The organism is Streptomyces sp. G5(2025) (assembly GCF_049542075.1).
GTDB lineage: Bacteria > Actinomycetota > Actinomycetes > Streptomycetales > Streptomycetaceae > Streptomyces.
Genome location: NZ_JBMUZT010000006.1, coordinates 4,093,049 through 4,109,042, shown reverse-complemented (window position 1 = coordinate 4,109,042; position 15,994 = coordinate 4,093,049). Strand labels below are relative to the sequence as shown.

Below are 15,994 nucleotides of genomic sequence, written 5' to 3'. Positions count from 1 at the left end.
CTGCTGCATCGGGAACGACGCGGTGCTGAACACGTGCCCTTCGGCACATCGGACGACGGTGCGCTCCATCAAGTCCTCGAGTCCCTTCCCCAAAGCCGTGTGTGAACTCGTACGTCTGAGACCCGTTTCCGAGCCGACGACGAAAGCCCACATTACGGTATGAAAGGGACGCCACTTCAAGCGGCACGACCACAGCGGCGACCCCTCGGCGGTCCGCCTACGGTACGCCCCAACTCCCTCCCACCGCACGGCGCATCCACGCCCCGCACAGCACACGGGCCCCGCGGCGGCGGCGCCCGGGGCCCGTGATGAGGTAGAGTGTGCGACGGTACGCAACCGCTTCCGGCGGCGCGTTTCGCGGGTGTAGTTTAGTGGTAGAACATCAGCTTCCCAAGCTGAGAGTGCGAGTTCGATTCTCGTCACCCGCTCCACAGTGCAGCCCCAGGCCAACGGCCTGGGGCTGTTGTTGTCCGGGCCGCTTTGCGGCCGCGTTCCCTTCGGGTGCCCTGAGCAGAGGTCGTGCGGACGTCCCAGTGCCGTCCCTGGGCGACTGTGCGGGCAGCCATGTCGCTCCCCAGGCTGTAGCACGCCGCGCGGCCGCCTCAACTGCCTTGCCGTACGGCTTCCCACGGCTGTGGACCCGCCGGGAACGACGCGACTACATCGACGAAGCCTTCCTCGTGAGCTCAGCTGTTGCTGGGATCTGCCGGTCGGCCGAGCAGTCGGCGTAGCTGTGGGGTGCCGAGTGCGACCGCTGCGCCGACCACTAGTACGAAGGCACCGACCAGCAGGAAGTAGGCCGCCGGCGACAGTACGGCGGTCAGCCGGAACAGCTGGCCTCCCACCACCACACCCACGGCACCGAACATGCCGTTCACCGCGAGCAGACGGCTGGTGCTGCCGGGCGGCGCGACCGTGGCGGCCAGCGCCAGACCGGCCGGGGCGAGTGCGATCTCGCCACAGGAGTAGAGCAGGTAGACCAGCAGCAACCATTGCGGGCCGACCGGTCCGTGCTCGGCGAGCCGGGCCGCGACGGCCATCAGCAGAAAGCTGAGACCGGCTGCGATCAGCGCGCCCGCGAATTTGACGGGTACGTCGACGCGCGGCCCGGCACGCAGCCAGAGCCGGGCGAAGAGCGGGGCCACCATCAGGACGAAGAGCGGGTGCACGGACTGAAACCAACTGGCGGGGACCTCGAAGCCGAGCAGATCCCGGTCGGTGTGCCGCTCGGCGAAGAGGCTGAGCACCGAGCCGCTCTGCGCGAAGATCATCCAGAACGCGGCGGAGGCGGCCATCAGCGCGGTGAATCCGGCGAGCCGGCGTTCGGGAGCCGCTCCCAGCGCGTGGGTCCGGCGCAGTGAACGCAGGTACCAGAAGGGGAGGGCGACCGTGGTCACGCCGAGGACGGCGAGCACCACGGGGAGAGGCAGCAGCCCGCACGCCGCCGGCACCACCAGGAGCGCGCCCACCGTCCCAGTGGCCCAGGCGGCACGCCGGAGCATCGCGGCAGCCTCGGGGCGGGGCATCGGGCGGGGCGGACGCGCGCCCACGTCGCCGTACCGGCGCCGGCCGAGGGCGAACTGGATCAGCCCGGCCGTCATGCCGAAGGCGGCCGCCGCGAAACCGAGGTGCCAGGCGACGCGCTCCGCCAGCAGCCCGGTGACCACGGGGGCGATGAGCGCGCTGATCTGGATGCACATGTAGAAGAGCGAGAAGGCCGCCTCGCGGCGGCCCTGCCCGTCCCCGCCGACCCCCGCCACCATGGCCGCCATGGCCGGCTTGACCAGGCCTGTTCCCGCGACGACCAGCAGCAGCCCGGCATAGAGCGTGCCCGTCACCGGAACCGCGAGCACCGCGTGGCCGCAGGTGATGAGCACACCGCCGAGCAGCACGGCCCGGCGCGCGCCCAGCACCCGGTCGGCGAGCCAGCCGCCCGGCAGGCCGGCCATGAAGGTGAGCGACATGTACGCGGCGAAGATCGCGGTGGCGGACTGCGGCGCCATGCCCATGCCGCCACGAGCCTCGGAAGCAGTCAGGTAGAGGACCAGGATCGCCGCCATGCCGAAGAAGCTGAACCGCTCCCACAAGTCGACCGCGAGCAGGGTTGTGAAGCCGGGCCTGCGACGGCTCCCTGCCCGTACCTCCGCGGCGAGGGCGGTCGTCGGCGCTGCGTCCGATGGGGTCGGGGAGGCGTCCACCGGAAGTCACCCGGCCGGTTTGAGCGCCACTCCGGCCAGCATCGCGAGGCCCGGGTCGGGGGTCTCGGCCGGTTCGGGACGCCACAGCGGGGCACGGACCACGCCGGGTTCCACCAGCTCGAAGCCCTCGAACAGCGCGGTGAGTTCCCGGTTGTCGCGCCAGATCACCTGGCTCACCGCGCCCCGGTACTGCTCGGCCGCCTCCGGCGCCGCCCTCGGCACCTCCTCCGCGCCGGCGTGCGAGATCACCAGGGCGCTGCCGGGTGCCAGCCGCTCGGTGTACCGGCGTACCAGGGAGGGCGGATCGTCGCCGTCCGGGACGAAGTGCAGTACGGCGGCGAGGATCAGCGCGACCGGACGGCCGAAGTCGATCAGCCGACGGGTGTCCTCCGCGTCCAGGATCTCCTGGGGCTTGTACAGGTCGCCCTGGAAGACGGCCGCTCTGGGTTCATCGGCGAGCAGCGCCCGGCCGTGTGCGACGGCCACCGGGTCGATGTCGACGTAGACGACCTTGCTGTCCGGATGGGCGGCGAGGGCCACGTCGTGCACGTTGCCCTCGGCCGGAATGCCGGAGCCGATGTCGAGGAACTGCCGTATGCCGAGCGCGGACAACTCGCGTACCGCGCGCCTCAGGAAGGCTCGGTTGGCCTTGAGGGTGGCAGGGAGGTCGGGGTTGCCGGCCACGACCTTGCGGGCCAGTTCCCGGTCCACCGGGAAGTTGTGGGTGCCGCCGATCCAGTGGTCGTAGACCCGGGCGATGCTCGGAGTGTCGATGTCGACCTCCGGTGGGGCCCAGGCGGGGCGTTCCAGTTCGGTGCCCTGACGTTCCACGGGTCTCTCCTCCAGTAGGGGTGGGGCGGGGTCGGCGGTCACGCCGTGAACACCGGGAGCTCTTCGAGGCCGCGCATCATCAGGCTGCTGCGCCAGCGCAGTTGGTCCGCGTCCACGGCGAGCCGCAGTGCGGGAAAGCGCGCGAGGAGGCGGCTGAGGACGATCCGCCCCTCCAGCCGGGCGAGGGGGGCACCCAGGCAGTGGTGGATGCCGTGGCCGAAGGCGACCGAGGCGGTGTGGGGGCGGGTGATGTCCAGGCGGTCCGGGTCGGAATAGCGGGCCGGGTCGCGGCCGGCGGCGCCGAGCGAGATGGTCACGAACTCGCCCTCGGGGATGATCACGGAACCGACCTCGACGGGCTCGGTGGTGAACCGCCAGGTGGCGTTGGTGACCGGACCGTCGTGGCGGAGGAACTCCTCGACGGCCGCGGGCCACAGCGACTCGTCCGCCGCGAGCTGCCGACGCACCTCGGGATGAGTGAGCAGTCCCACGGTGCCGTTGCCGATGAGGTTGACCGTGGTCTCGTGGCCGGCCACCAGCAGCAGGAACGCCATGGAGATCAGCTCGTCGGACGACAGCGCGTCGCCGGCGTCCTGGGCGTGCACCAGATCGGTGAGCATGTCGTCGGCCGGTTCGGCCCGCTTCGCCTCGATCAGCGCCTCCAGGTACGCGATCATCGACGCGCCGGCCTCGCGCACCTCGTCGGTGCCCGCGCCCGAGACGAGCAGGTTGGACCAGCGGCGGAAGGCGGACCGGTCGCCCGGGGGCACGCCGAGCAGCCAGCAGATGACGGTGAACGGCACCGGGAAGGCCAGTGCCTCCATGAGGTCCAGCCGCCCGTACCCGGTCATGGCGTCCAGCAGTTCGTCGGTGAGCTCGGTGATACGCGGCCGCAGGGACTCGACCCGGCGCGCGGTGAAGGCCCGGCCGACGAGCCGGCGCAGCCGGGTGTGGTCCGGCGGGTCGCTGTCCAGCATGTGCACGCTGAGGACATGGGGGAACTGGCTGCGCTCCCCCGACTCCGCGAGGAACTCCCGCTGTCTGTCGGGATCGGCGAAGTTCCGCGGGATGAGGTCCCGGCCGACCCGCATGTCCTTGCTCAGCCGGGGGTCGGCGAGCAGCGCCCTGGCGTGCTCGTATCCGGTGACCAGCCAGGTGCGCAGGCCGTTCGGTGTGGTCACGGGCACGGCGGGCGCGGTCCGCCGCAGGTCGGCCAGTGCCTTGTGCGGGTTCTGGTGGAAGGCTGGGGTGAACAGGTCGATCGGCGGAGCGGTCTGCCGGGCTTCGGTGCGTGCCATCGTCAGACTCCTTCCGTGACGTCGGCGGCGGCCCGGTCCCCCGCGTAGCGGGCGAGCTCCCGGTAGATCTCGAAGGGCCGGTCCCGGCCGGTGTCGCGCAGCGGCCGCAGCGGGGCGGTCTGGTTCTTGTGGGCGGCGCCGCTCTCCCACGCGGTGAACGCCTCCCAGTCCGACCAGCGGCTGACCACCACGTAGGAGCGCGGGTCGCCGAGGGCGTGCAGCAGTTTGTTGCCGAGCAGGCCGGTGGTGCCCGCCATCCGCCGGCTGGCCTCGTGGTAGGCGGGCAGGACCCGGTCCGGGTCGTCGCTCAGGTGGTAGAGCACCACCTCGATGGCACCGCCGGTCACGATGCGGCGCCGGACAGGGCGGCGACCACCTGCATGGTCGTCATGGAGCCGCCGAAGCGGTACGGGTGCAGCTTCTGACGGTGTTCCAGGTGCCGGTCGCTGGTCTCGAACTCGCGGAACAGCGGCTCGTTCATCCAGTCGCTGACGATGTAGTAGACGCCGTCCTCCTCGGTGCTGCGGGACAGCCACTGACCGAGGTTGGCGGGGTGGGTGGTGACCGAGTCGCCGACCTCGCGCCACACCTTCTCGAAGTCGTCCTCCATGCCGGGCTTGATCTGCATCCGCAGCATGACCCGGAAGACCTTCTCGGCGGGTTCGGGCATGTCAGATCCCCCCGTCGACGTTGAGGGTTTCGCCGGTGATGTACGCGGCGGCGTCGGAGAGCAGGAACAGCACCGGGCCCGCGAGTTCCTCGACGGTGCCGAGGCGGGCGAGCGCTGTCTTGCGGGAGTAGGTGGCCCGCAGTCCGTCGGCGCGGTCGGCGGGCATGGTGGCGAAGGCCTCGGTCTCGATGACGCCGGGGGCGACCACGTTGACCCTGATGCCCTGCGGGCCGAGTTCCTTGGCGAGTGAGCGGGTCAGCCCGATCATGGCGGCCTTGGCGGCGGTGTAGTGGGCACGCAGCGGGATGCCCGCGGCGGCTCCGCGCGAGCCGATGTTGACCACCGAGGAGCCGGTGCCGAGCAGCGGCAGCGCCTGCTGGATGATCCGGTAGGCGGCCGTGAGGTTGGTGTCGATGATCCGCGCCCACTCGTCGGCGGGCAGTTCCGCGAACGGGATGTGGCTGATCACGCCCGCGTTGTTGACGATCCCGTCGAGCCGTCCGAAGCGGTCCCTGGCCTCGCCGACGAGGCGGTCGACCTCGGCGGTGTCGCCGACGTCCGCGCGGATCACGTGGTGGTCGCCGGCCGTCTCCTTCAGCGCGGCGGTCAGGCTGTCGACGGCCTCGCTCTCCTGCCGGTAGCAGGTGAGGACGTCGGCGCCGGCTTGGGCGGCGGCGAGGACGATGCCGCGCCCGATGCCCCGGGTGCCGCCGGTGACGAGGAGTTTCCTGCCGTGCAGTGCGAGTTCCATGGGATTCCCTCCGTGGCTGGGCCGCGGCTCAGACGCAGCCGTCGACGTGGATGTTCTGGCCGCTCACGTCAGCCGGCGTGGTCACTGATGAGGAACAGCACGGCCTGGGCGATGTCGTCGACGGTGCCGAGCCGGCCGAGCGCGGTGAAGGAGGCGAAGGTGGCGCGTTGCCGCTCGGCCTCTTCGGCGGGCAGTTCGTCGAGCGCCTCGGTGGCGATACGGCCGGGCGAGACCGTGTTGACGCGGATGCCGCGCGGTCCGAGCTCCCGGGCCAGCGAGCGGGTCATGCCGACCAGCGCGGACTTGACGGTGGTGTAGTGGACGCCGCCGGCCATGCCGATGAAGGCGACCGTGGAGCCGATGTTGACCACCGAGGAGCCGGCGGACAGCAGCGGCAGGGTGCGCTGGGTGACCAGATGGGTGGCGGTGAGGTTGCCCTGGAGGGTGGCCGCCCACTCGGCGGGTCCGAGGTCGGCGTACGGCTGGGGTCGGAAGGTGGCGGCGTTGTTGACGACGGCGTCGAGGCCGCCGAGGCTCGCCTCGCACGCGGCGGCCAGCCGGTCCACGTCCGCCTCTTCGGCGGCGTCGGCCCGCAGCACCTGGTGCTTGCCGAGCGTGCCGGCCAGTTCCTCCTCCAGCGTGGCGACGGCGGGGCCCGGGGCGCGGTAGCAGGTGACGACGTCGGCCCCGGCCCGGGCCGCGGCAAGGACGATGCCCCGCCCGATGCCGCGGGTGCCGCCGGTCACCAGGACGCGCTTGCCCCGGAGCTGCCGGCCGGCCCGGGCCGCGGTCTCCACCTTGGCCTTGATCAGCCGCATCTGGACCGCGGTGTTGCGGTTGAGCCTGGCGGTCATCCCGGCGTCGTCGATCGGGGCGTCGGGCTTCATCTCGAAGTCCTGGATCCAGCGCATCCGTACGCCGCCGGGCACCTCCTCGTACTCCCAGCGGATGTTCATGTACGCGAAGGGGCCGGTCTCCACCCGGCGGGCCGCGACGGTGCGGGTGGCCGGGTCGGGGGTGCGCTCGGACACCCAGCTCCAGACCGTGCCGTTCTCGTCCGGGTGCAGGGCGAGGCGGAAGGTGACGGTGTCGCCGTCCCGGCCGAGGATCTCGGCTGAGGCGTACTCGTTGAACAGGCGCGGCCAGGCGGCCACGTCGTTGGTCATCGTCCACACCAGGTCCATCGGTGCCTCGACGACGATCGCGTTGTCGGTGTGTCCTGTCATCGGACTCGGGCCTCCGTGAGCCGGGCTTGGACATAGGAGACGGTCTCGAACGGGGTTCGGGTGTGCGCCAGGTCGCCTTCGGGAATCTGGATGCCGTACTCGCGCTCGATGCGGTTGACGAGTTCCAGCAGGGCCAGGGAGTCGTAGCCGAGGTCGACGAACGCGGTGCCGGCGAAGTCCTCGCCGTCCAGGTCGGTCTGTTCGTCGACGCCGGCGCTCGCGCGCAGGATTCGCCGGATGTCGTCGAGGGTGAACTCCGCCATGGGGAGCCGCCTTTCGTACGTGGTGGGTGGTGGGCCGGTCACTTGGTGGGGGCGTCGCGGTCGCCGGCGCCGAGGACCAGTGCGGAGGTGAAGCCGCCGTGGCCGCGGGCCAGGACCAGGGCGGTGCGCGGGTCGGTCTGGCGGGGGCGGTCGAGGACGAGGTCGATCTCGCAGCCGGGAGCCGTCCGGCCGAGCCCCGCGGTGTGCGGGACGACACCGGCGCTCAGGGCGAGCAGCGCGGTCGCCACGTCCAGCGCGGCGCCGCCCGCGTACAGGCGCCCGGTGAGGGTCTTCGGCGCAGTCACCGGTACGCCGCCGGGGCCGAAGACCTCGGTGATGGCGCGGGCCTCGGCGAGATCCTCGGCGGGCGTGCCGGAGGCGTCGGCGAAGACCACGTCGATGTCGCCCGGGGCGAGCCCGGCGTCGGCGAGGGCCCGCCGGACGACGGACACCAGCACGGAGTGCCGCGTGGTGGAGCCGTCCGCCGTGGGATCGAACCCGGCTGCGTAGCCCCGCAGTTCGCCGTAGGCCGGGACCCCGCGGGCGCGTGCCGCCTCGGCGTTCTCGACGACAAGGATGGCGCCGCCCTCGCCCGGGACGAAGCCGGACGCGGCCGCGTCGAAGGGCAGGTAGGCGCGGGCGGGATCGTCCTCGGTGGACAGCCGCCCGGTGGATGACTGCGCCACCAGGCCGTACGGGCACAGCGAGGCGTCGGTGCCGCCGCTGAGCACGAGCCGGGAGCCGGTGTCCAGCAGCCGCCGCGACTGGCCGAGGGCGTCGAGGCCGCCGGCCTGCTCGCCGCAGATGACCCCGCAGGGGCCGCGCATTCCGTGCCGGATGGAGACCTGGCCGGTGGTGGCCGCGTAGAACCAGGCGATGGACTGGTAGGCGCCGACCCAGGAGGAGCCCTTCTGGTAGAGGTTCTCCATTTCGTGCTGACCGAACTCGGTGCCGCCCGAGGAACTGGCGGTCACCACCGCCATCTCGTACTCCGGCAGGGCCGCCGGGTCGGCGGCGGCGTCCGTGAGGGCGTCCTCGGCGGCGGCCAGCGCGAAGTGGGTGAAGCGGTCGGTCTGCGGGACGAGCCGCCCCGGCACCTGTTCGCCCGCGCGGAATCCGGGGACCTCGCCCGCCACTTGGACGGGGTAGCCGGTCGGGTCGAATCGGGTGATCCGGCCGAGGCCGCTCTTGCCCGCGAGCACCGACTCCCAGTGCCGGGCGGCGCCGAGTCCGGTGGGCGCGACCACGCCGAGCCCGGTGACCACGGACCGGCCGCGGCGGCCGGGGCGTATGCCGGAGGCGCTCATGCCGCCTCCCGGTAGCCAGGCGCGGGCCGGCCCAGAACCATCGCCGTCTGGAAGCCGCCGAATCCGCTGCCCACACTGAGCACCCGCTCCATACGGTGCTCACGCGCCGTCACCGGCACATAGTCAAGGTCGCATTCGGCGTCGGGCGTGGACAGGTTGGCCGTCGGCGGCACGACCTGATGGCGCAGGGCCAGGGCGCAGGCGGCGATCTCCAGGGAGCCGATGGCGCCGAGCGAGTGCCCGATCATCGACTTGATGGAGCTGACCGGCACCTCGTAGGCCCGCTGTCCGAGACTGCGCTTGAACGCGGCGGTCTCGTGCCGGTCATTCTGCTTGGTGCCGGAGCCGTGCGCGTTGATGTAGTCGATGGCGCCGGGGTCGAGCCGTGCCCGGTCCATCGCGACCCGGATAGCCTCGGCCATCTCCCGGCCGTCGGGCTTGAGTCCGGTCATGTGGAAGGCGTTGCTGCGGCCGGCGAAGCCGAGGATCTCGGCGTAGACGGTGGCGCCGCGGCGCCTGGCCGACTCCAGCTCCTCGATCACCATGACGGCGGAGCCCTCGCCCAGGACGAAGCCGTCGCGCTGTCCGTCGAAGGGCCGGGAGGCGTGCTCGGGGTCGTCGTTGTTGGCGGTGGTGGCCTTGATGGCGTCGAAACAGGCGGAAGTGATGGGTGACAGCGGGGCGTCGGTGGCACCGGCGAGCACGATGTCGGCCGTGCCCTCCTCGATCAGCTGAACGCCGTGTCCGATGGCGTCCAGGCCCGAGGTGCAGCCGGTGGAGATCAGCGCGACCGGCCCCTCGGCGCCGGCCTGCCGGGCCACCTCGACGGCGAGGGTGCTGGGCACCATGTAGCCGTACAGGTGGGGGACGCCGTACCTGTGGTCGACCAGCCAGTCGCGGCCGCCGTCGGAGAGGACGGCGTACTCCTCCTCCAGGCCCATGGTGCAGCCGACGGCGCTGCCGATGCTCACGGCGACCCGTCCCGGGTCGGCGCCGGGCAGTTCGACGCCGCTGTCGCAGGCGGCCTCGCGGGCGGCGACGACCGCGAACTGGCCGGCCCGGTCCATCCGGCGGACCTCCTGGGGGGTCAGTCCGGCGGCGAGCGGGTCGAAGTCGCACTCCGCGGCGACCTGGGAGCGGAACCCGTCCGGGTCGAACAGGCTGATGCGGCGGGTGGCGGTGCGGCCGGCGGTGAGCAGGTCCCAGTAGGCGTCCCGCCCGATCCCGCCGGGCGCGACGGCGCCCACCCCGGTGATCACTGCGCGTCGGTGCGGCGCTGTCATCGGGCCGCTCCCACATCGGGGTTGCCCGCGGACGCGTCGAGCGGTTGCTCGGTGTCGACGTGGCCCAGTTCGGGGCGCGGTGCGAGCGGGGAGAGGTGGAAGACCGCCTCGGCCGGCACGGAACCGGTGTTGACCAGGCGGTGGCGCACCCCGATCGGGACCAGCAGCGAGTCGCCGGGGTCGAGTTCGACCGGAGCGGCGCCGTCCAGGCTCATTTCGAGGTGACCCTGGATCACATGCAGGAACTCCTCGGAGTACGGGTGGTAGTGCTCGGTGACGTGGTGGCCGGCGGCCAGTCGCAGCACTCCGCCGAACCCGGAGGTACAACCCACGGTCCTGGGGCTGAGGGTGACCCGGATGTCGCCGCCGCGCTTGGTGTTGGCGGCGACCTCGTTCGCGTGGACCTTGGTCGTGGCGGGGGCGCTCATCGGGTACCGCCCAGGTTCGCCGAGCGCGGTGCACTGGTCTGCGGGCCCTGCTGGGGCGTCCAGGAGTAGAAGGGGACGGCCATGGCGTCCTTGGGCTCGCGCCAATTCGGGTCGTAGGGCGAGATGAACTGGCCGAGCCGGGTGTTGATCTCCTCGTAGAGCGGGTGGCTGCGCGCCTTGTAAAGGTTCGGCGCGATGTCCTGGTCGGCCTCCACCAGATGGAAGTACAGGTTGTGGAACGCGAACAGCGTCCGCCTCGACACCCCCACCAGATGCGGCAGTTCGGTGCTGTCCGAATCGGCGAAGACCTGCGCGACGCCCTCGGCGTCGGCGAGGTCCATCCTCGCCACGATCAGCGTTCGGTGCACGATGTCCTCCCGGCTTGTCGGTTCTGTGTTCACCCTGGTCGGCGGAGGTCGAGACGCTCTCGAGGGCGCCTGGAGAACCGCTGACGGGCCTCGGTGCGCGGGCGGGAGACAGCACAACGGCCCGCCGCACGTGGGGTGCGACGGGCCGTGAGGGGTCGTGCTACCGGCGGACGTCGGCCTTCATCAGGGTCACGCCGCCAGAGCTGTCGCCGACGGCACCATCTCCGGCCGACCGCCCGTTCGGTACGCACTCCATCGAGGTGCCCCGCAACAGGAGGATCAGGGCCTGCCGGGTGAGTCGGGGCACGGAGTACAGCAGCTCGGCGTCCGACGTCAGGTGTTCCTGGACGAGGTGGACGTCGACGAGGTAATCGAGGAGTGTCTCGGCGTCACCGATGCCGGGACCCAGCCTTGCCACCACCTCGGCGAGGCTCCAGTGGGGGCGCTCACGCTGGAGCAACAAATGCAGCAACTGCTGGGAGCGGGCCGGCAGATGCCGGTGGCTGGCGGCCACCGTGGCCATCAACGACTTGGTTCCGTCGGGGAGTTCGAGCAGCATCCGGTGGTTGCCGCGCAGTCGTGACGCCAGCCGCGCCGCGGACCAGCCGGGCCGGGCGGTGAGCCAGGCCACCGCCCTGATCGCCAGCGGGAGTCCCTCGCAGATCCCCATCAGCTCCTGCACCGCCGTGGGGTCCTCCTGCCGCGAGCGCTCCCCGGCGACCCGGTCGTAGAGCTGGAGGGACTCCTCGGGGGACAGGGCGGGGAGAACGATCTTCCGGCCGGTGGAGAGGCTGTCCGCCCGGTAGCGGTTGGTGGCGATCACCGCGCAGCCGGAGCCGCCCGGCAGGACGGCACGGATCTGGGAGGCGGTGAGCGCGTCGTCGACCACGACCAGCACCCGGCGGTCGGCGGTCCAGGTGCGGAAGAGCCGGCTGAGCTCGTCGAGCCCGGCGGGCTGTGCCCGGCGCTGGATGCCACAGGCGGTGAGACAGGCCGACAGCACGTCGACGAGTTGTTGGGAGCCCTCACCGACGGCGGACAGGTCGATGAAGAGCTGTCCATCGGGAAAGCGCGGGCGCAGGCGGTGCGCGGCACGCACGGCGAACGCGCTCTTCCCCACGCCGGGCGGGCCGTGCACCTCCACGACCCGCATTCCGGTGCTGGGCCGGTCGGCACCCAGGAACGTCTCCAACTGGTCGAGTTCCCGTTCCCGTCCGACGAAGTCGCCCACATCGGCGGGGAGCTGGGCCGGGCCCGGGACGGCAGGCGGCCGCCGGGCCCGGTTTCGGTCTTGGCCGCGGCCTGCCCCCTGAGGTGGCCGCGGTCCGCGAGCACCTCCTGGTGGAGCCGCTGCAGCTGCGCCGAGGGTTCCAGTCCGAGTTCCTCGACGAGATGGCTGCGCAGGGTCCGGAAGGTGTTGAGGGCGTCCGGGCGGCGGCCGCAGCGGTGCAGGGCCCGCATCAGCTGTCCGGCGAACGCCTCGTGGGTGGGGTGGCCGCGGAAGGCTTCGGACAGCTCGTCCAGCACGGCGTGGTGGCGGCCGAGTTCGAGCTCCAACGAGAAGCGTTGCTCCTGGACGCTCTTACGGCGTTCCTCCAGCTGGGTCGACCAGGCCGACAGCCGCCGTCCGGTGCTGACGTCGACCAGGGCTCCGCCGTGCCACAGGGAAAGGGCCGACTTGAGGGTGCGAGCCGCCTCCTCCCCCGCGCCGGTGCGCAGGTGTGCCATCCCCTGTTCGGCGAGCTGGTCGAAGCGGTAGGCGTCCACCGACTTCTTGTCGTCCAGTCGCAGTTCGTACCCGCCCACTCGGGTCAGGATGGCGGGGCAGCTGTGCGGTGGGCGAGATCCGAACGGCGCGCCGTGCTGTTCGGTGGCCAACAGCAGCCTGCGGCGCAGTTGATAAATGTATGTTTGCAAGGTGGTCAGCGCGCTGAGCGGTGGGTGGTCCTCCCACAACTCCTCGCACAGCTGGTCCACGCTGACCAGCGAGTTGACGTTGAGCACCAGCAGGGCCAGCACCTGACGCAGCTTGGGGGCCGACGGTGTGACGTCCTCCCCGTTCCTGCGTATTCGCATAGAGCCCAGCAGACCGATCTCTATCACTGCATTCCCCCTGAGTGTGCCGCCATTGTGGGCCGGCGACCTTCGCCTGTTCACCTTCCTGCTTCATTTATTTCGAAGAGAAACATTACCTACGGGCGAGTCTTCAAAAATTGCCTCGCCTTTGCCCGGGAAAGCGATTTCAAGAGAAGTTGAACCCAGAAAAAACCCCGTGATTCCCGGTTGTGGCATATCGAGTTCCACTCCGGCCGAATGCCGCATCGCCCACTTCTCGCCTTGCCCACATCATATGCCTAAGGGCACATAAATGACAAGATGCACCCTTATGTGCGCGGTGCGGCGTCCGACACCCTCACAGCCTCAGCTCGACCCGGTACTCCGCCAGCCAGGTGTTCAGCTGCAGCACCATCTCCATGCTCGCCCGCTCCACCCACGCGAAGGCACCGCTGGGGGCCGCCGCCGCGCCCAGCGCCACCCGGGTCGCCTCGGCGTCCAGCAGCGGGGCGACCGGCGCCGCCCGGTCCGCGGCCACGTCCCCGAAGCGGTGGCGCACGAACTCGCCGTACGCCGCCTCCTGCACGGTCGGATAGGCGCTCTTGGGCCGGTTGAGCACCGGCTCCGGCAGCAGATCGGCGACGGCGGCCCGCAGCAGGCTCTTCTCCTGGCCGCCCACCCGCTTCAGCTCGGCCGGCACGTTGTAGACGTACTCCACCAGCGCCCGGTCGCAGAACGGCGGGCGCAACTGCACCCCGTGCGCCATGCTCATCCGGTCGGCCCGGTCCAGATGGGTCGGGGCCCACCGGGTCAGCGCCAGATAGGTGACCTCGCGCGCCCTGCGCTCGGCGGGGCTCTCCCCGGCCACCTGCGGGACCTCGGTGAGCGCGTCGCGGTAGTGCTGGTCGGCGTACTCCATGAAGTCCAGCTCCTTGCGGAGCGTACGGTCCACGAGCGAGCAGCCCAGCCCGCCCGCGGCGGCGTCATGCCCGCGCTCGAACGAGACCCACGGGAAGGTGGTGGAGTTGCTGTGCGCCGGGTCGTACGCCCAGAAGTAGCCGTTGAACACCTCGTCGGCGGTCTCCCCGGAGAGCACGGCCGTGATCCCGGCGCCGCGCAGCGCCTCGAAGAACAGCAGCAACGAGACATCCATGTCGCCGAGCGGCGAGGGCGCGTCCTGGCAGCGCAGGGCGGCGGCGTGGGTCCGCGGGTCGGCGAGCGCCCCGGTCTCCAGCAGGATTTCGGTGTGCTCGGTGCCGATGTGCTCCGCCGCGAGGGCCGCGTAGGGGGCGTCGGGGGTGGCGCGCATGGTCGGGTGCGGCTCGAAGTTCTCCGCGTAGCCGGTGAAGTTCACCGAGAACGACCTGAGCGCGCCCCCCGCCGCACGCCGCTCCCGGGACGCGAGCGCGGTCAGCGCGCTGGAGTCGATCCCGCCCGAGAGCATCGCGCCGACCGGCACGTCCGCGCGCAGATGCGTCGCCACCGCCTCCGACAGCAGCCGGCGCACGGTGGCGAGGGTGGTCTCCAGGCTGTCGGTGTGCGGGCGGGCGGGCAGCGACCAGTAACGCCGGTGGCCGGTGCCCGGTGCCCGCACGGTCATCGCGTGGCCGGGCAGCACCTCGCGGGTGCCCCGGAACACCCCGGTGCCCGGCTTGCGGCTGTGTGCGAACAGCTCCCGCAGTCCGTCGGCGTCGACCACCGGCCCTACCGCCGGATGCGCCAGCAGCGCCTTGGGCTCGGAGCCGAAGACGACCCCGGAGGGGGTCAGGAAGTAGCACAGCGGCTTTACGCCCAACCGGTCGCGGACCAGCAGCAGTTCCTGCCGCCGTACGTCCCACACGGCCAGGGCGAACAGGCCCTCCAGCCGCTCCGGGAACGCGGCGCCCCACTCCAGGTAGGCGTGCAGCGCCACCTCCGCGTCACCGCCCGAGGTGAACCGGTGCCCCTTGGCGGCCAGTTCACGGCGCAGCTCCACGTGGTTGGTGATACTCCCGTCCAGGGTCAGCACGGCCACCGGGCTTCCGGACTCCGACTCCACGAGGGCCGGCTGGTCCGCGTGCTCGGGGTCGAGCAGAGCGAGCCGGCGGTGGGCCAGCGCGGCATGCCCCTCGATCCACTCCCCGAAGCCGTCCGGGCCGCGGTGCGCGAGTGCCGCCGCCATCGCCCGTACGGTGGGCGCCTCCGGTGTCAGGTCCCGCTCGAAGTCCACCCAGCCGGCGATTGCACTCATCGTGGTGTCCTCTCGTTCGCTGCGTCTGATGGGGGTGTGCCGTTCTCGGGTGTGCCGTTCTCGTCCGGGACGCGGGTGACATGGGTGACCTCCACCAGGGAGAGCCCGTGCCGGGCGACGGCCTCCCGGAACTCGCCGTATCCGGGCGCCCCTGCGCCGCGCACGGCGATGCCGAGCCGGCGTGGGGCCGCGTCTCCGTAGCGGCGGTACAGCTCCAGATAGCCGCGCGCGGTGTGGTCCGCGTCGTCGACCAGGGCGAACCGCACCGGTCGCCGCTGCCCGCGCCAGGTCAGCTCGCCCACCGAGCCGCCCGCGAAGTTGTGCCGCCAGCCGCTGCCGGTCGCCACCACCAGGGCGCCACCGAGGGTGTGCACCCCGGCGGGCACGGTGTACGGCCGCCTGCTGCGCCGTCCCGTGAAGTGCAGCAGCGCGAGCCGCTCGGCCACCGGACCGGGATCAGGGCGGGACAGCAGCTCCCGCATCCGGACGTCGGCCGCGTCCCGCTCCGCCCCTCGCGGCAGATCGCGTACGACGACGGGGGTCACGACAGCACCACCGCGGCGGCCGTCAGCGCACAGCCCGCGATCGCGAGGCAGGTGCGCACCAGATGCCAGTCGCGCCAGGCCGGGCGGGGATCCCGCCAACCGGGGCCCAGGTCCTCGGGCCGGGTCCGCTTGACCGTCCGGTTGATCGGCACGTTCCGGGTCTGCGACACCACGGCAACCCCCGCCATACAGAGGGCGGCGGCCGCGAACAGCACTCGGGGGACGCCCGACGCCCGTACCGCGAGCCCGACGTCCACGGCCGTGGAGCCGGTGACGATGAACGGCATGATCCGGTCGTAGCGCCTGCCGAGCAGGATGTGCGTGGACACGTACCGCTCCGGGGTCATCGCGATCAGCGCGGGCATCACGCTCACCGCGACCGCGAAGAGCACCCCCGCCACCAGGCCGGTGCCCGTCAGCACCAGCACACTCAAAGCCTCCACCACCGCTTCCGCCCTCCTTCAAGTCCTGCGTCGCACTTCGGGCCTGGAACAGATCGAACCTGTCAGCCACTCCTCGGACGGCACTCGAATCCGCCTGG

General features: G+C 71.6%; 15 protein-coding genes, 1 tRNA gene and 3 pseudogenes. 1 reads left to right on the top strand and 18 read right to left on the bottom strand.

Translation table 11 applies throughout. The features are described from left to right. Nucleotides 1-357 precede the first annotated feature (357 nt). Nucleotides 358-431: transfer RNA gene (locus ACOBQB_RS29485), tRNA-Gly, on the top strand. A 255-nt stretch (nucleotides 432-686) separates the two neighbouring features. Here ACOBQB_RS29485 and ACOBQB_RS29480 read toward each other — a convergent pair. From ACOBQB_RS29480 to ACOBQB_RS29395, 18 genes and pseudogenes are all read right to left on the bottom strand, one after another. After that, nucleotides 687-2,198, bottom strand: coding sequence for a peptide MFS transporter (locus tag ACOBQB_RS29480; RefSeq protein ID WP_423595881.1), 1,512 nt, complete (start codon nucleotides 2,196-2,198; stop codon nucleotides 687-689). A 6-nt stretch (nucleotides 2,199-2,204) separates the two neighbouring features. Further along, complete coding sequence (locus tag ACOBQB_RS29475) at nucleotides 2,205-3,008, bottom strand: SAM-dependent methyltransferase (protein ID WP_423598837.1); 804 nt, start codon at nucleotides 3,006-3,008, stop codon at nucleotides 2,205-2,207. A 59-nt stretch (nucleotides 3,009-3,067) separates the two neighbouring features. Next, entirely contained in the window at nucleotides 3,068-4,327 is a 1,260-nt protein-coding gene (locus ACOBQB_RS29470) for a cytochrome P450 family protein (protein ID WP_423595879.1), read from the bottom strand. Between the two features lie 2 nt (nucleotides 4,328-4,329). Beyond that, nucleotides 4,330-4,674 carry an antibiotic biosynthesis monooxygenase family protein gene (locus tag ACOBQB_RS29465; protein ID WP_423595877.1) on the bottom strand — a complete coding sequence of 115 codons (345 nt, stop codon included), beginning with the start codon at nucleotides 4,672-4,674 and terminating at the stop codon, nucleotides 4,330-4,332. Then, nucleotides 4,671-4,997, bottom strand: coding sequence for an antibiotic biosynthesis monooxygenase family protein (locus ACOBQB_RS29460; protein WP_423595875.1), 327 nt, complete (start codon nucleotides 4,995-4,997; stop codon nucleotides 4,671-4,673). Before ACOBQB_RS29460 ends, ACOBQB_RS29465 begins: the two co-directional genes overlap by 4 nt. 1 nt (nucleotide 4,998) lies before the next feature. Continuing rightward, nucleotides 4,999-5,748 (bottom strand): SDR family NAD(P)-dependent oxidoreductase, encoded by a 750-nt coding sequence (locus tag ACOBQB_RS29455; protein ID WP_423595873.1) that lies wholly within the window; start codon nucleotides 5,746-5,748, stop codon nucleotides 4,999-5,001. 68 nt (nucleotides 5,749-5,816) lie between these two features. After that, a pseudogene (locus ACOBQB_RS29450) lies at nucleotides 5,817-6,446 on the bottom strand (SDR family NAD(P)-dependent oxidoreductase); the annotation flags it as partial. 78 nt (nucleotides 6,447-6,524) lie between these two features. Continuing rightward, nucleotides 6,525-6,974, bottom strand: a pseudogene (locus tag ACOBQB_RS29445) (SRPBCC family protein); the annotation flags it as partial. Then, entirely contained in the window at nucleotides 6,971-7,237 is a 267-nt protein-coding gene (locus ACOBQB_RS29440) for an acyl carrier protein (protein ID WP_423595871.1), read from the bottom strand. The gene ACOBQB_RS29440 and the pseudogene ACOBQB_RS29445, both read right to left, overlap by 4 nt. 38 nt (nucleotides 7,238-7,275) lie before the next feature. After that, nucleotides 7,276-8,544: a ketosynthase chain-length factor gene (locus ACOBQB_RS29435; RefSeq protein WP_423595869.1), complete on the bottom strand. Its 1,269-nt coding sequence runs from the start codon at nucleotides 8,542-8,544 to the stop codon at nucleotides 7,276-7,278. Beyond that, entirely contained in the window at nucleotides 8,541-9,827 is a 1,287-nt protein-coding gene (locus ACOBQB_RS29430) for a beta-ketoacyl-[acyl-carrier-protein] synthase family protein (RefSeq protein WP_423595867.1), read from the bottom strand. Before ACOBQB_RS29430 ends, ACOBQB_RS29435 begins: the two co-directional genes overlap by 4 nt. Continuing rightward, nucleotides 9,824-10,255, bottom strand: a complete 432-nt coding sequence (locus ACOBQB_RS29425) for a cupin domain-containing protein (RefSeq protein WP_423595865.1) — start codon at nucleotides 10,253-10,255, stop codon at nucleotides 9,824-9,826. The genes ACOBQB_RS29430 and ACOBQB_RS29425 overlap by 4 nt, the downstream gene beginning before the upstream one ends. Then, nucleotides 10,252-10,623: a TcmI family type II polyketide cyclase gene (locus ACOBQB_RS29420; protein WP_423595863.1), complete on the bottom strand. Its 372-nt coding sequence runs from the start codon at nucleotides 10,621-10,623 to the stop codon at nucleotides 10,252-10,254. Before ACOBQB_RS29420 ends, ACOBQB_RS29425 begins: the two co-directional genes overlap by 4 nt. A 160-nt stretch (nucleotides 10,624-10,783) precedes the next feature. Further along, nucleotides 10,784-11,854: an NB-ARC domain-containing protein gene (locus ACOBQB_RS29415; RefSeq protein WP_423595861.1), complete on the bottom strand. Its 1,071-nt coding sequence runs from the start codon at nucleotides 11,852-11,854 to the stop codon at nucleotides 10,784-10,786. A 110-nt stretch (nucleotides 11,855-11,964) separates the two neighbouring features. Further along, nucleotides 11,965-12,699, bottom strand: a pseudogene (locus ACOBQB_RS29410) (AfsR/SARP family transcriptional regulator); the annotation flags it as partial. A 337-nt stretch (nucleotides 12,700-13,036) separates the two neighbouring features. Further along, nucleotides 13,037-14,908 (bottom strand): asparagine synthase (glutamine-hydrolyzing), encoded by a 1,872-nt coding sequence (gene asnB / locus ACOBQB_RS29405; protein WP_423595859.1) that lies wholly within the window; start codon nucleotides 14,906-14,908, stop codon nucleotides 13,037-13,039. After that, nucleotides 14,905-15,453 carry a hypothetical protein gene (locus ACOBQB_RS29400; protein ID WP_423595857.1) on the bottom strand — a complete coding sequence of 183 codons (549 nt, stop codon included), beginning with the start codon at nucleotides 15,451-15,453 and terminating at the stop codon, nucleotides 14,905-14,907. The genes asnB and ACOBQB_RS29400 overlap by 4 nt, the downstream gene beginning before the upstream one ends. Continuing rightward, a complete protein-coding gene (locus ACOBQB_RS29395) occupies nucleotides 15,450-15,899 on the bottom strand; it encodes a DUF1772 domain-containing protein (RefSeq protein WP_423595855.1) in 450 nt (149 codons plus the stop codon). Before ACOBQB_RS29395 ends, ACOBQB_RS29400 begins: the two co-directional genes overlap by 4 nt. Nucleotides 15,900-15,994 lie beyond the last annotated feature (95 nt).